The sequence below is a fragment of the Paucibacter sp. XJ19-41 genome (assembly GCF_028462495.1).
GTDB lineage: Bacteria > Pseudomonadota > Gammaproteobacteria > Burkholderiales > Burkholderiaceae_C > Roseateles_E.
In genome coordinates this window covers 1-13,297 of sequence record NZ_JAQOWX010000069.1, presented here as the reverse complement: position 1 = coordinate 13,297, position 13,297 = coordinate 1, and the positions used below count along the sequence as shown (strand labels likewise).

The window sequence follows — 13,297 nt, the reverse complement described above, 5'->3', positions numbered from 1 at the left end:
CAACGCCGGCGAGCACCTGTTCATCTAGCCGTCAGAGCGTCGGATAGTCCGTGTAGCCCTTCGCACCCGGGGTGTAGAAGGTGCTGGGGTCCGGCGCATTCCAGGCCGCGCCGGCAGCCACGCGCTGCGGCAGGTCGGGGTTGGCCAGGAAGCCGGTGCCGAAGGCCACCGCGTCAAGCTGCCCCGCCTCGATCGCGCGCTGCGCCTCCTCGGCGCTATAGCCCATATTGCCGACCAGAACACCCTTGTAGTGCTGGCGCGCGACCGGAACCACATCGGCCTTTTGAAGGCCAAAGAAGTCGGCCCGCATCAGGTGCAGATAGGCCAGATCGAAACGGTTGAGCTGCTCGGCCAGATAGGCGGTCAGCGCCAGCGGGTCACTGTCCTTCATGCTGTTGTAGCTGTTCAGCGGCGACAGGCGCAGGCCGACGCGCTGCGAACCGATCGCGGCGCAGACGGCCTCCAGCACCTCGAACAGAAAGCGGGCGCGATGGGCCAGCGAGCCGCCATAGGCGTCATCGCGCTGGTTCGAGCCGTCGCGCAGAAACTGGTCGATCAGGTAGCCGTTGGCGCCATGCACCTCGACGCCGTCGAAGCCCGCGGCCACCGCGCGACGCGCGGCCTCGGCATAGGCCCGGACCAGGCCCGGCATCTCATCGGCGCGCAGCGCGCGCGGCGTCACATGGGCTTGCTTGCCCGTGGGCGTGTGCACCTCGCCCTCGATGGCCAGGGCGCTGGCCGAGACCGTCTCGGCGCCGTCGTTGAGCCCCGGATGGGCCGCCCGGCCGGCGTGCCAGATCTGCATGAAGATGCGGCCGCCCTTGGCATGGACCGCATCGGCCACCTGCTTCCAGGCCTGAGCCTGGGCCTCGTCATAGATGCCGGGATCGGCGCCAAAGGCCGAGGTGCGCGGCGCGACCATGGTGCATTCGGTGACGATCAGGCCGGCACTGGCACGCTGCGCGTAGTACTCGGCCATCAGCGCATTGGGCATATGGCCGGCACTGGCACGGGTGCGTGTCAGCGGCGCCATCAGCAGGCGGTTGGGCAGCGTCAGCGCGCCGACTTGCAAGGAGGAGGACAACATGGACATGGGCTCTGGAGGTGGAGTGACAAGGCACGGAAATTACACGGCTTTGCCATGCCCTGCCCGACCGCGGGATTCGCACTTCTGTGATAGGCGGCACCGCAGGCAGACGGGCCACCTACAATCGCGCTCCATTCCCCGAGCAACACCTTGCGCCCGACGACCGTCGGCGCCCGATGCCACATGACCGAACTCGCGAAGTCCTTCGAACCCGCCGCTCTTGAAGCCCATTGGGGTCCCCTGTGGGAAGGCCAGGGCCTGTACGCCCCGACCCTGGACTCGAGCCGCGAATCCTTCAGCATCCAGCTGCCGCCGCCCAATGTGACCGGCACCCTGCACATGGGCCACGCCTTCAACCAGACCATCATGGACTCGTTGACGCGCTACCACCGCATGCTGGGCCACAACACGCTGTGGGTGCCCGGCACCGACCATGCGGGCATCGCGACGCAGATCGTCGTCGAGCGCCAGCTGCAGGCCAGCGGCCAGAGCCGCCATGACCTGGGCCGCAAGAACTTCGTCGCCAAGGTCTGGGAGTGGAAGCAGGAATCGGGCGACACCATCACGCGCCAGATGCGCCGCATGGGCGACTCGGTGTCCTGGGCCCACGAGTACTTCACGATGGACGAGAAGCTCTCCGAGGTCGTGACCGACACCTTTGTGCGCCTGCATGAGGAAGGCCTGATCTACCGCGGCAAGCGCCTGGTCAGCTGGGATCCGGTGCTGCAGTCGGCCGTCTCCGATCTGGAGGTCGAGAGCGAGGAGGAGGACGGTTCGCTCTGGCATATCCGCTACCCCATCGAGGGCAGCGACGAGAGCCTGGTGGTGGCCACCACGCGGCCGGAAACCATGCTGGGCGACACCGCCGTGATGGTGCATCCCGAGGACGAGCGCTACACCCATCTGATCGGCCGCCAGGTGCGCCTGCCCATCACCGGCCGACTGGTGCCGGTGATCGCCGACGACTATGTGGACAAGGCCTTCGGCACCGGCGTGGTCAAGGTCACACCGGCGCATGACACGAACGACTACCAGGTCGGTCTGCGCCACCAGCTGGAGATGCTGACCATCTTCACGCTGCAGGCCACCGTCAACGAGGCGGCGCCCGAGGCCTATCGCGGCCTGGACCGCTTTGTCGCGCGCAAAAAGATCGTCGCGCAGCTGGAGGCCGAAGGCCTGCTGGTCGAGGTCAAGAAGCACAAGCTGATGGTGCCGCGCTGCGCCCGCACCGGCCAGGTGATCGAGCCCATGCTGACCGACCAGTGGTTCGTCGCGATGAGCAAGCCCGGCGCCGGCGGCAAGAGCATTGCCGAGCAGGCCATCGAGGCGGTGTCCTCGGGCGAGGTCAAGTTCGTGCCCGAGAACTGGGTCAACACCTACAACCAGTGGATGAAGAATATCCAGGACTGGTGCATCTCGCGCCAGCTCTGGTGGGGCCACCAGATTCCGGCCTGGTATGCCGACGACGGCCGCATCTTCGTCGCCCGCAGCGAGGACGAGGCCCGCGCCAAGGCCGCGGCCGCTGGCTACACCGGCGCGCTCAAGCGTGACGAGGACGTGCTGGACACCTGGTACTCGTCGGCGCTGGTGCCCTTCTCGACGCTGAACGCGCAGGAGCAGGACCTGTTCCTGCCCAGCAGCGTGCTGGTGACGGGCTACGACATCATCTTCTTCTGGGTTGCCCGGATGATCATGATGACCAAGCACTTCACCGGCAAGGTGCCGTTCAAGCATGTCTATATCCACGGCCTCGTGCTCGATGCGCAGGGCAAGAAGATGAGCAAATCGGAAGGGAACGTGCTGGATCCGGTCGATCTGATCGACGGCATCGCACTGGCCCCGCTGCTGGACAAGCGCAGCCAGGGCCTGCGCAAGCCCGAGAACGCGCCCAAGGTGCGCAAGGCCACCGAGAAGGAATTCCCCGAGGGCATCCCCGGCTACGGTGCCGACGCGCTGCGCTTCACCTTCGCGGCGATGGCCACGCTGGGCCGCAGCGTCAACTTCGACAGCAAGCGCTGCGAGGGCTACCGCAATTTCTGCAACAAGCTGTGGAACGCGACCCGCTTCGTGCTGATGAACTGCGAAGGCCAGGACTGCGGCCTCGCGCACGAGAAGGGTCAGTGCCCGCCCGGCTATATGAGCTTCAGCCAGGCCGACCGCTGGATCAGCAGCGAGCTGCAGAAGGTCGAGGCCGCCGTGGCCCAGGGCTTTGCCGAGTACCGCCTCGACAACGTCGCCAACGCGATCTACTCCTTCGTCTGGGACGAGTACTGCGACTGGTATCTGGAGATTGCCAAGGTGCAGATCCAGGAGGCCAAGGACCGTGGCGACGAGAGCCAGCAGCGCGCCACCCGCCGCACCCTGATCCGCACGCTCGAGACCATCCTGCGCCTGCTGCACCCGATCACGCCCTTCATCACCGAGGAGCTGTGGCAGACGGTGGCACCGATCGCCGGCCGCAAGTCCAGCGACTATCTGGTCACCGCCGCCTACCCGGTGGCCCAGCCCGAGCGCATCGATGCGGTGGCGATCGCCTGGGTCGACAAGCTCAAGGCCGTGGTCGGCACCTGCCGCAGCCTGCGCAGCGAGATGAATCTGTCGGGTGAGCGCGTGCCCCTGCTGGTCGGTGGCGACACCGGCTTCATCGCCGAGGCCGCTCCCTTCCTGAAGGTGCTGGCCAAGTTCAGCGAGGTGCGCATCATGGCGGACGAAGCAGCCTTCGCCGCCGCCAGCCAGAACTCACCGGTGCTGGTGCATGGCGAGGCGCGCCTGGCCCTGCATGTGGAGATCGATGTCGAAGCCGAACGCGCCCGCCTGGCCAAGGAGATCGCCCGCCTGGACGGCGAGATCGTCAAGGCCCAGGCCAAGCTGGGCAACGAGAGCTTTGTCGCGCGGGCACCGGCTTCGGTGGTCGAGCAGGAGCGTCAGCGCATCGCCGAATTTACCGCCACCGTGGCGCGGCTTCGGGCTCAGGCAGATCGGCTGGGTAAGTAGGCCGGAACTCCGCCGTCGCCTGCGGCGGCACGGCCAGCATCTCGTCCATGCGGCGTGCCACCCCCCAGGCGGCACGCACGCGCGACTCGCGCGTCGTGCTGGCCAGGCGCGGCGTCACCTGCAGGCCCGGCAGGCCATGCAGGGGCCGGCCCGGCTCCAGCACGCCAGGCTCCATGCTGTCGAACCAGGCCGCCAGGATGCGGCCGCTGCCCATCGCCTGGGCCAGCGCCTGCTCGTCGAAGATGCCCGAATGGGCCAGACTGACCAGCACCTGGCCGGGCTTGGCAAAACCCAGCACCCGCTCGCCGATCAGGCCGCGATAGCGCAGGTAATAGGCCAGCTGCACGCTGACCGCGTCGCTACGCTCCATCAGCTCGCGCAGTGGCAGCGGCTCGATGCCCCATTGCGCCCATAGCGGCTCGCTCTGGTGCAGGCTCGGGTCGTAGCCGATCACCCGCGTGCCGAAGGCCGGCAGCAGCTGGGCCAGCATGCGGGTGGCCGGGCTCATGCCGATCAGGCCGACCGTGGCGCAACCCAGCTCGCGGCCGACCAGCATGCCGTCGCTGGCCTGCACCGGCACCCGGCGCAAGAGGGCCAGCAAGGCGCCGACGACGAACTCGGCCTCGGCGCTGGCGGTCGCGGTGATGCTGCGCACCACCTCGATGCCGGCGCTGCGGCAGGCCTCGGTATCCAGGTTCTCCAGCCCGGCGCTCATGCGCCCGACCACGCGCAGCTTGGGCGCGGCGCGCAGCAAGGCGATATCCAGCGGCACATGGGGCGGCAGCACCAGCCCCTGCACCTGGTGCAGGGCGGCGCGCAGCCCCGGCATGTCGGCCGCGAGCTCGGGCGCGTAGATCACGGCGTGGCGCTCCGCCAGCCATTGCATGACCTCGGCTTCCAGCGGCTCAACGATCAGCAGACTCATGACACTAGCGGCCCTTGCAATCCCAAATTTGACACCCAGGCCCCATGCCACAATGCGCGCGAGCAATAGGAGAGTGTACGGAAATGATGGTGACCAAAGCGATTTTCCCGGTTGCAGGTCTTGGCACGCGGTTCCTCCCCGCCACCAAGGCGCAGCCCAAAGAAATGCTGCCGGTGGTGGACAAGCCCCTCATCCAGTACGCCGTTGAAGAGGCTTATGCCGCCGGTGTACGGGAAATGATTTTTGTCACGGGTCGTCACAAGCGCCCGATTGAAGACCACTTTGACATGACTTTCGAGCTCGAGGTAGCCCTCGAACAGGCGGGTAAGCGGGAGTTGCTGGAGGTGGTGCGCAGCGTCAAGCCCGACGATATGGAGTGCATCTATGTGCGCCAGGCCCAGGCCCTGGGTCTGGGCCATGCGGTCTTGTGCGCACAGCGCCTGGTCGGCAACGAGCCGTTCGCGGTGCTGCTGGCCGATGACCTGATGGTGGGTCAGCCGCCGGTGCTCGCCCAGATGGTCGAGCAGTATGCCGAGTGGCGCGCCTCCATCCTGGCCGTGCAGGAAGTGCCCGAGGAACACACGCGCCGCTACGGCATCGTCGCCGGCACCCAGGTCAACGACAAGCTGATGGATGTCAGCCGCATCGTCGAGAAGCCCGCCCCTGCCGATGCCCCCTCGCGCCTGGGCGTGGCCGGCCGCTACATCCTGACGCCCGGCGTCTTCCACGAGATCGCCAACCAGCCACGCGGCGTCGGCGGCGAGATCCAGCTGACCGATGGCATCGCCGGCCTGCTGCGCCGCGAGAAGGTGTTCGCCTACCGCTATGACGGCAAGCGCTACGACTGCGGCAGCAAGGAAGGCTTTCTGCAGGCCAATGTCGAGCTGGCCCTGGCCCATCCGGAACTAGGCCCGGGCTTTCGCCAGTATCTGCAAAGCCTGGACATCTGAGGCGCAGCCGCGCTCAGCGGCGCTTCAGCACATGGATGAATTCATCGGCCTGGCTGGACTGCTCGACCAGCTCATTGCCGGTCTGGCGCGCAAAGGCCTGGAAGTCGCGCATCGAGCCGGGGTCGGTGGCGACGACCTTCAGCAGCTGGCCGCTCTCCATCTCGGCCAGGGCCTTCTTGGCTTTCAGAATGGGCAGCGGGCAGTTCAGGCCGCGGGTGTCGAGTTCTTTGTGGGCGTCCATGGCAATAGCTTCCTTTGAGGTCCGATTCTAGGCCCTGGCCTTGGCGGGCTCAGGCCGGAAACACCCCGGTCGACAGATAGCGGTCGCCGCGGTCGCAGACCACGAAGACAATGGTGGCGTTCTCCAGCGTGCGCGCCAGCTGCAGCGCGACCCAGCAGGCACCGGCCGCCGAGATGCCGGCAAACAGGCCCTCCTCGCGCGCCATGCGCCGCGCCATGTCCTCGGCATCGGCCTGACTGACCAGCACCAGCTCGTCAACGGCCGAGGGTTTGTAGATCTTGGGCAGATAGGCCTCGGGCCATTTGCGTATGCCCGGAATGCGCGAGCCCTCGGCCGGCTGGGCACCGATGATGCGCACCGCCGGGTTCTGCTCCTTGAGGAACTTCGAGGTGCCGGTGATGGTGCCGGTCGTGCCCATCGCGCTGACGAAGTGCGTGATCTCGCCGCCGGTGTCGCGCCACAGCTCCGGGCCGGTGGTCTCGTAGTGGATGCGCGGGTTGTCCTCGTTGGCGAACTGGTCCAGCACCCGGCCCTTGCCCTCGACCTGCATCTTCTCGGCCAGATCGCGGGCATACTCCATGCCGCCCGAGCGCGGCGTCAGGATCAGCTCGGCGCCGAAGGCCTTCATCGTCTGGGCGCGCTCGATCGACAGGTCCTCCGGCATGATCAGCACCATGCGGTAGCCGCGGATCGCCGCCGCCATCGCCAGCGCGATGCCGGTATTGCCCGAGGTCGCTTCGATCAGGGTGTCGCCAGGCTTGATGTCGCCGCGCTCCTCGGCGCGCCTGATCATGCTGATGGCCGGCCGGTCCTTGACCGAGCCGGCCGGGTTGTTGCCCTCCAGCTTGGCCAGGATCACATTGCCGCGCGCGGCCATCTCGGCGCCCAGGCGCTGCAAGCGCACCAGAGGGGTGTTGCCGATCACATCTTCAAGGCTGGGGTAGTGCTTGCTAGTCATGGCGGCGATTGTGGCAGCCAACCAGCGCCATTGCCGGAGGGCGGCCAATTTGTGTGGCACAATTACGGCCTTCAGCAGCGCGAGCTTCGAGATCTGCCCCGATGGCGGAATCGGTAGACGCAGGGGACTCAAAATCCCCCGCCGCAAGGTGTGCCGGTTCGAGTCCGGCTTGGGGCACCAGATCACAGAGCCCGCCGTTGAAGCACAAGCCCCGCGAGCCGGGGCTTTTTTGCGTCCGCCGCCAAGTGGCCGGCGAGGTCCCGGGGACACGGCTGCGCTGCGAATACACTCTAGCGCCCGTCTGCCGCCGACCCGTCGCGGCAATGTCAGAGCGACTTCCGAGACACCCGCCCGACCATGCCCCATCTGCCTCCGGTTACCAAAGCCTTCATGCTGGCCTGTGTGGGCCTGTTCTGCGCCTTCCTTCTGCTGCCGCCGTCGCTGGAGGTCTTGTTCGCGCTGTGGCCGATACAGACCGGACGCTTCCTGCCCTGGCAGCCGCTCACCTACGCCTTTCTGCACGGCGATGTGATGCATCTGTTCTTCAATATGCTGGGCCTGTGGATGTTCGGCTCGGAGCTGGAGAGGGTCTGGGGCAGCAAGCGCTATATCCAGATGCTGGCCGCCAGCATCCTGACTGCCGCGCTGGCCCAGCTGATCTTCACGCTGCTGATCGGCTCGATGTCACCCACCGTCGGCGCCTCGGGCGCGCTGTTCGGCCTGCTGCTGAGCTTCGGCATGCTGTTCCCGGACCGCATCATCATGCCGCTGTTCCCGCCCATCCCGATGAAGGCCAAGTACTTCGTCGCGATCTTCGGCGCGCTGGAGCTGCTGATGGGTCTGGGCGGCGGCAGCGGCATCGCCCACTTCGCCCATTTGGGCGGCATGCTGGGCGCCTACCTGCTGATACGGTACTGGCGCGGCGCGCGGCGTCGCTAATCGCCGCCAATCGCCGCTAGGCCAGCAGGCCTTGCGCCGGCTGCGGGTAGCGCAGCTTCAGCCGCAGCTCGGTCTTCAGACGGGTGTTGATGAGGCGGCGCGATTCGCTCATGAAGCTCAGCTGCATAGGCGACATCAGCCGGGCCGCCTCGGCCCGCGCGACCCGTGGCGGCCGGCTCAGGCCGCACAGATCGGCCGCCAGATCGAAATAGTCCCCCATCCGCAGCTCGCTGTCGTCGCAGACATGGACGGCACGCTGCGGCAGGCCGCGAAACAGCGCCGCCACGCAGGCACGCGCCAGGTCGTCGGCATGGATGTGGTTGGTGTAGACATCCTCCTCGCGCCGCAGCACCGGGCTGCCGCGCGCCAGCCGCTCGCGCGGATGGCCGCCCTCGCGGTCAGACGCATAGATGCCGGGCACGCGCAGCAGGCTGATATGGCTGCCGAACTGCGCGCCGAAGACGCGCAGCCGCCGCTCGGCCGCGACGCGGCGCAGTGCCCGGTCGGTGCCGGGTGCCACCGGCCGGCTCTCATCAAAGCGCGCGCCGCCGCAGTCGCCATAGACGCCGCTGGTGCTGGCGTAGACGAGGGAGGCCGGCGGCCGGCCACGTGCCAAGGCCTGCAGCAGCGCGGCGGTGCGCAGATCGTCGCGCCCCTGCGGCTGCGGCGGCGCCAGATGCAAGACCCGGTCCGCCAGCCCGGCCAGCCGGCCCAGGCTGGCGGGCTCGTCCAGATTGCCCAGCAAGGGCCTGGCACCTGCGGCACGCAGCTCGGCACGGCGCTCGGGATTGGAAGTCAGGGCCAGCACCGGCCAGCGACCTTGCAGCAGTTTGAGCACCCGCATGCCGACATCGCCACAACCAACGATCAGCAGACGGGTGGCAGCGGGCATAGGGCAAGAAGGCATCGCGTGGGCTCAGGCAAAATGGCGCCCGAGTTTAAGGCCCGCCCTGCGCACGCGAGCGGCGGGCCGTGTTTTTGCCGGAGCCCACTGCACATCATGAATTTCCAGGTCACCGTACAACCCAGCGGCCGCGTCTTTGCCGTCGAGCGCGACGAAACCCTGCTGGGCGCCGCGATCCGCCAGGGCGTGGGCCTGCCCTATGGCTGCAAGGACGGTGCCTGCGGCTCCTGCAAGAGCAAGTTGCTGGAGGGCCGGGTGATCCATGGCGCGCACCAGCCCAAGACCTTGAGCGAGGCCGAAGAAGCCGCCGGCATGGTGCTGACCTGCTGCGCGACGCCGCAGACCGACTGCGTGCTGGAAGCCCGCACCGTGCCCGGCGCCGGCGAGTTCGCGGTGCTGAAGCTGCCCAGTCGGGTGCAGAGCCTGGAGCGGCCGTCGGGCGATGTGGCCGTCGTGCGCCTGCAGCTGCCGGCGACGCAGAACTTCCAGTTCCACGCCGGCCAGTATGTCGAGTTCATCCTGCGCGACGGCGCGCGCCGCAGCTACAGCATGGCCAATGCCCCGCACAGCACACCGGGGTTCATTGAACTGCACATCCGCCACATGCCCGGCGGCAAGTTCACCGACCATGTGTTCGGCACGATGAAGGAGAAAGACATCCTGCGCATGGAAGGCCCGTTCGGCAGCTTCTTCCTGCGTGAGGACTCGGACAAGCCCATGGTGCTGCTGGCCAGCGGCACCGGCTTCGCGCCGATCAAGGCCATCATCGAGCGCATCCAGCATCTTGGCCTGGGCCGCCCGACGACGCTGTACTGGGGCTGCCGCAGCAAGGCCGATCTTTATCTGCATGACTGGGCCTTGAAGGCCGCGGCCGAGATCCCGAATCTGACTTATGTGCCGGTGCTGTCCGAGCCCCGCCCCGAAGATGGCTGGACCGGGCGCACCGGCTTCGTCCACCAGGTCGTGATGAGCGATTTGCCGGACCTCTCGGCCTACCAGGTCTATGCCTGCGGCGCGCCGGTGATGGTCGATGCCGCGCAGCGCGATTTCGTCGCGCAGTGCGGGCTGCCCGCCGACGAGTTCTATGCCGATTCCTTCACCTCAGAAGCGGACAAGCACTGATGTTCGAACCCCCTTATGTCGCTGGCGATCGTTTTGAGGCTCAGCTCAAGGAGCTGGGCCATGCGGTGATCTCGCCGGCGACGGTGCAGCGCAGCCTGGCCGTCGACGCGCAAGACCTGGCCCTGCTGAGCCCGTTCTGGAATGACCTGCCACCGGACGCCTATCTGCGTGATGGCGGCAGCTACCGTTTCCGCCGCCACAGCTGCTTCGTTGCCGACGGCCCCGCCTTGACCCAGGCCCCGCATCGCGCCCACTGGCAGCCGCTGGACTACAACGCGCTGCACGGCGGCATCGAGCGCTGGTTCGAGCCGATGGCGCCGGCCGCCGTGGCGCTGCCGGCCTGGGGCCGACTGATGCTGGGACTGGCCGATATTGCTTCGGGTCTGAAAGGCGCCCGGCCCTGGTTCATCGAAGCCCATCAGTTCCGCATCGACACCGCCAGCGGCATCGGCCGGCCGACGCCCGAGGGTGCGCATCGCGACGGGGTCGATCTGGTCGCGGTCTTCCTGGTCGCGCGTCAGCAGATCAAGGGCGGCGAATCGCGCGTCTTCGAAGCCCAGGGCCCACAGGGCCAGCGCTTCACGATGACCCAGCCCTGGACCCTGCTGCTGCTGGACGACGAGCGTGTGATCCACGAGACCACGCCGATCCAGCCGGCGGCGGAAAACGGCTGGCGCGACACCCTGGTCGTGACGCTGCGGGCCGGCGGCTTCCAGGGGCCTTGAGGCGTGGATTCATGCCGCCGCCGCATGGGCTGATGCCCAGGCGGCAGCCGATCGGCGTTCAAAGCCCCCTACACTCGTGCACCGGCGGGGCCACAAGCTCGGCCGTCGCCGCGTTGGCGCCCCGCCGACGCGTATCTTCCCCGCATCACGAGTGCATCCATGAACGCCATCACCGACATCGCCCGCGCCCTCTCCACCGACGCCGGCGCCTCCTCCATCCCCACCTCGCTGTTCGGCCTGCCCGAGCAGGCCCCGCATGAGCGCGTGCTGCTGGCTGCCGATGCGCAGACCGGGCTGAAAGCCATCCTGGCCGTGCACAGCACCGCCCGCGGCCCGGCCTTCGGCGGCTGCCGCCTCTGGACCTATGACAGCGAGCTGGCCGCGCTGAACGACGCGCTGCGCCTGTCGCAGGGCATGAGCCTGAAGAACGCGCTGGCCGACCTGCCCTTCGGCGGCGGCAAGGCCGTCATCATCAAGCCGGCCGGCGACTTTGATCGCGCCGCGCTGTTCGCCGCCTTCGGCCGCGCGGTGCAGTCGCTGGACGGCGCCTACATCACGGCCGAGGACGTCGGCACCACCACCGCCGATATGCGCGGCATGCAGGGCCAGACCTCCTTCGTCAGCGGTATCCCGCGCGAAGGCGCCTTCGGTGGCGACCCGAGCCCGAAGACGGCCTGGGGCGTGTTCGTGTCCATCCGCGCCGGCGTCCGCCAGGTGCTGGGCCGCGAATCGCTGGAAGGCGTGCGCGTGGCCCTGCAAGGCCTGGGCGCCGTGGGCTGGCATCTGGCCGAGTTCCTGCACCAGGCCGGCGCCCAGCTGCTGGTGGCCGACATCGATGCGGCCAAGGTGGCCCGGGCGCAGGAGCGCTTCGGTGCACAGGCTTTGGCGGTGCAGGACATCCTGGCTGCCAATGCGGACGTGCTGGCGCCCAATGCGCTGGGCGCGGCGCTGAATGCGCAGTCGATCCCGACCTTGCGTGCCCGCCTGATCGCCGGCGCCGCCAACAACCAGCTGGCCACCGCGGCCGATGGCGATGCGCTGCAGGCACGCGGCATCACCTATCTGCCCGACTACCTGGTCAATGCCGGCGGCATCATCAGCGTGGCCCGCGAGTATCGCGGCGAGGGCGAGGAAGCGGCCGTGATGGCCGAGGTCGGCAAAATCGCCGACCGGGTCACCGAGCTGCTGGAGCGTGTCACGCGCGAGAACTCGACCCCCGCCCGCGTGGCCGATGCCTGGGCCCGTGCCAAGCTGGTCCGCCCGGCGTGAACTCTGCCGCACTCTGGCGGCAGCGGGCGTGCGCTTAGCGCCTGATCCGGGTTTACCTGGAGAGCGCTGCTGCTAGGCTAGCGGGATGACTACCACCTCCCGCCTTACTCTCTCTTCCAAGACCCGCCGCATGCTGCTGGCGGGTGTTGGCGTTTCTTTCAGCCTGCTGTCGGCAGGCCCTCTACTGGCCCAGGCCAACAAGCCGATTCGCCTGATCGTGCCCTATGCCCCGGGCGGTCCGCTGGACATCGTCGCCCGCAGCCTGGCCGAGCGCGCCAAGGACAAGCTGGGCGTCATCGTCGTCGAGAACAAGGCCGGTGCCGGCGGCAATCTGGGCGCCGACATGGCGGCCAAGGCCGCGCCGGACGGCCACACCATCGTGATGGGCGCGGTCGCCACGCATGCGATCAACCCCTGGCTGTTCGCCAAGATTCCCTACGACCCGATCCGTGACTTCACGCCGATCACCCTGGTCGCTCGCGTGCCCAATGTGCTGGTGATGAATGCCGAGGCCGCGCAGAAGCTCGGCATCAACAGCGTCGCCGATCTGGTCGCCTATGCGAAGAAGAATCCCGGCAAGCTGAACTACGGCTCGGGCGGAAATGGCAGTGCCGGCCATCTGGCCGGCGAGATGTTCAAGGCCCAGGCCGGCATCTTCATGACCCATATCCCCTACTCCGGCGGGAACCCGGCCCAGCTGGCCCTGGTGTCGGGTCAGGTGGATCTGAACTTCGACAATCTGGCCAGCGCCTCGGCCAATATCAAGTCAGGCAAGCTCAAGGCCCTGGCCGTCACCACGGCCAAGCGCACCTCGGCCCAGCCCGAGCTGGCGACGATTGCCGAAAGCCCGGCCGCGCTGGGTCTGAGCAAGTTCGACATCAACACCTGGTTCGGCCTGTTCGGCCCGGCCAAGCTGCCGGCCGATGTCACGGCCAAGCTCAACGCCGCCTTCGTCGAGGCCCTGAACTCGCCCGAGCTCAAGAGCCGCATGGCCACGCTGATGGCCGAGCCGGCACCGAGCACGCCCGAGCAGTTCGGTGCCTTCGTCAAGACCGAGCTGGCCAAGTACGGCAAGGTCGTCAAGGACTCCGGCGCGAAGCTGGACTAAGCACAAAGGCGGCCTCGGCCGCCTTTTTTATGGACTCGCTCGCCGGCTCACTCGCCCAGGTAGGCGGCCCTGACC

General features: G+C 67.8%; 12 protein-coding genes and 1 tRNA gene. 8 read left to right on the top strand and 5 right to left on the bottom strand.

Features of this window, described 5'->3' with window-relative positions; translation table 11 throughout:
• Positions 1–31: 31 nt before the first annotated feature.
• Entirely contained in the window at positions 32–1,087 is a 1,056-nt protein-coding gene (locus tag PO768_RS17600) for an alkene reductase (RefSeq protein ID WP_272647103.1), read from the bottom strand.
• A 183-nt stretch (positions 1,088–1,270) separates the two neighbouring features.
• On the opposite strand from PO768_RS17600, the gene PO768_RS17595 reads away from it, so the two are divergent.
• Positions 1,271–4,081, top strand: a complete 2,811-nt coding sequence (locus PO768_RS17595; RefSeq protein WP_272647086.1) for a valine--tRNA ligase — start codon at positions 1,271–1,273, stop codon at positions 4,079–4,081.
• Here PO768_RS17595 and PO768_RS17590 read toward each other — a convergent pair.
• Positions 4,029–5,006 carry an NAD(P)-dependent oxidoreductase gene (locus PO768_RS17590; protein WP_269840680.1) on the bottom strand — a complete coding sequence of 326 codons (978 nt, stop codon included), beginning with the start codon at positions 5,004–5,006 and terminating at the stop codon, positions 4,029–4,031. The two genes, PO768_RS17595 and PO768_RS17590, sit on opposite strands and share 53 nt — an antisense overlap.
• Before the next feature lie 83 nt (positions 5,007–5,089).
• Here PO768_RS17590 and galU point away from each other — a divergent pair, with 83 nt between their 5' ends.
• Complete coding sequence (gene galU / locus PO768_RS17585) at positions 5,090–5,956, top strand: UTP--glucose-1-phosphate uridylyltransferase GalU (protein ID WP_137945556.1); 867 nt, start codon at positions 5,090–5,092, stop codon at positions 5,954–5,956.
• Positions 5,957–5,969: 13 nt separating this feature from the next.
• Here the strand turns inward: galU and PO768_RS17580 are convergent, their stop codons facing one another.
• Both PO768_RS17580 and cysM read right to left on the bottom strand, forming a co-directional pair.
• On the bottom strand, positions 5,970–6,197 hold the full coding sequence (locus tag PO768_RS17580) for a sulfurtransferase TusA family protein (RefSeq protein WP_137945555.1): 228 nt from the start codon (positions 6,195–6,197) through the stop codon (positions 5,970–5,972).
• A gap of 49 nt (positions 6,198–6,246) precedes the next feature.
• Positions 6,247–7,155: a cysteine synthase CysM gene (gene cysM, locus PO768_RS17575; RefSeq protein ID WP_272647085.1), complete on the bottom strand. Its 909-nt coding sequence runs from the start codon at positions 7,153–7,155 to the stop codon at positions 6,247–6,249.
• Between the two features lie 95 nt (positions 7,156–7,250).
• Here cysM and PO768_RS17570 point away from each other — a divergent pair.
• Positions 7,251–7,335: transfer RNA gene (locus tag PO768_RS17570), tRNA-Leu, on the top strand.
• 177 nt (positions 7,336–7,512) lie between these two features.
• A complete protein-coding gene (locus tag PO768_RS17565; protein ID WP_137945553.1) occupies positions 7,513–8,094 on the top strand; it encodes a rhomboid family intramembrane serine protease in 582 nt (193 codons plus the stop codon).
• Positions 8,095–8,110: 16 nt separating this feature from the next.
• Here PO768_RS17565 and PO768_RS17560 read toward each other — a convergent pair whose 3' ends face one another.
• Positions 8,111–8,986, bottom strand: coding sequence for an NAD-dependent epimerase/dehydratase family protein (locus tag PO768_RS17560; RefSeq protein WP_272647084.1), 876 nt, complete (start codon positions 8,984–8,986; stop codon positions 8,111–8,113).
• A gap of 108 nt (positions 8,987–9,094) precedes the next feature.
• On the opposite strand from PO768_RS17560, the gene PO768_RS17555 reads away from it, so the two are divergent.
• From PO768_RS17555 to PO768_RS17540, 4 genes are all read left to right on the top strand, one after another.
• The gene (locus PO768_RS17555; protein ID WP_272647083.1) at positions 9,095–10,120 is read left to right on the top strand and encodes a CDP-6-deoxy-delta-3,4-glucoseen reductase; all 1,026 of its coding nucleotides are present in this window, start codon (positions 9,095–9,097) and stop codon (positions 10,118–10,120) included.
• Complete coding sequence (locus tag PO768_RS17550) at positions 10,120–10,845, top strand: 2OG-Fe dioxygenase family protein (RefSeq protein ID WP_272647082.1); 726 nt, start codon at positions 10,120–10,122, stop codon at positions 10,843–10,845. Before PO768_RS17555 ends, PO768_RS17550 begins: the two co-directional genes overlap by 1 nt.
• Before the next feature lie 159 nt (positions 10,846–11,004).
• The gene (locus tag PO768_RS17545) at positions 11,005–12,114 is read left to right on the top strand and encodes a Leu/Phe/Val dehydrogenase (protein ID WP_272647081.1); all 1,110 of its coding nucleotides are present in this window, start codon (positions 11,005–11,007) and stop codon (positions 12,112–12,114) included.
• A gap of 85 nt (positions 12,115–12,199) precedes the next feature.
• Positions 12,200–13,222, top strand: coding sequence for a Bug family tripartite tricarboxylate transporter substrate binding protein (locus PO768_RS17540; protein WP_272647080.1), 1,023 nt, complete (start codon positions 12,200–12,202; stop codon positions 13,220–13,222).
• Positions 13,223–13,297: the final 75 nt, after the last annotated feature.

Excerpts from the sequence above, each read along its gene's own strand:
- PO768_RS17550 (WP_272647082.1), top strand. The coding sequence starts at position 10,120 with ATGTTCGAACCCCCTTATGTCGCTGGCGATCGTTTTGAGGCTCAGCTC.
- PO768_RS17590 (WP_269840680.1), bottom strand. The coding sequence starts at position 5,006 with ATGAGTCTGCTGATCGTTGAGCCGCTGGAAGCCGAGGTCATGCAATGG.
- PO768_RS17595 (WP_272647086.1), top strand. The coding sequence starts at position 1,271 with ATGACCGAACTCGCGAAGTCCTTCGAACCCGCCGCTCTTGAAGCCCAT.
- cysM (WP_272647085.1), bottom strand. The coding sequence starts at position 7,155 with ATGACTAGCAAGCACTACCCCAGCCTTGAAGATGTGATCGGCAACACC.
- PO768_RS17600 (WP_272647103.1), bottom strand. The coding sequence starts at position 1,087 with ATGTTGTCCTCCTCCTTGCAAGTCGGCGCGCTGACGCTGCCCAACCGC.
- PO768_RS17555 (WP_272647083.1), top strand. The coding sequence starts at position 9,095 with ATGAATTTCCAGGTCACCGTACAACCCAGCGGCCGCGTCTTTGCCGTC.
- PO768_RS17540 (WP_272647080.1), top strand. The coding sequence starts at position 12,200 with ATGACTACCACCTCCCGCCTTACTCTCTCTTCCAAGACCCGCCGCATG.
- galU (WP_137945556.1), top strand. The coding sequence starts at position 5,090 with ATGATGGTGACCAAAGCGATTTTCCCGGTTGCAGGTCTTGGCACGCGG.
- PO768_RS17580 (WP_137945555.1), bottom strand. The coding sequence starts at position 6,197 with ATGGACGCCCACAAAGAACTCGACACCCGCGGCCTGAACTGCCCGCTG.
- PO768_RS17560 (WP_272647084.1), bottom strand. The coding sequence starts at position 8,986 with ATGCCCGCTGCCACCCGTCTGCTGATCGTTGGTTGTGGCGATGTCGGC.
- PO768_RS17545 (WP_272647081.1), top strand. The coding sequence starts at position 11,005 with ATGAACGCCATCACCGACATCGCCCGCGCCCTCTCCACCGACGCCGGC.
- PO768_RS17565 (WP_137945553.1), top strand. The coding sequence starts at position 7,513 with ATGCCCCATCTGCCTCCGGTTACCAAAGCCTTCATGCTGGCCTGTGTG.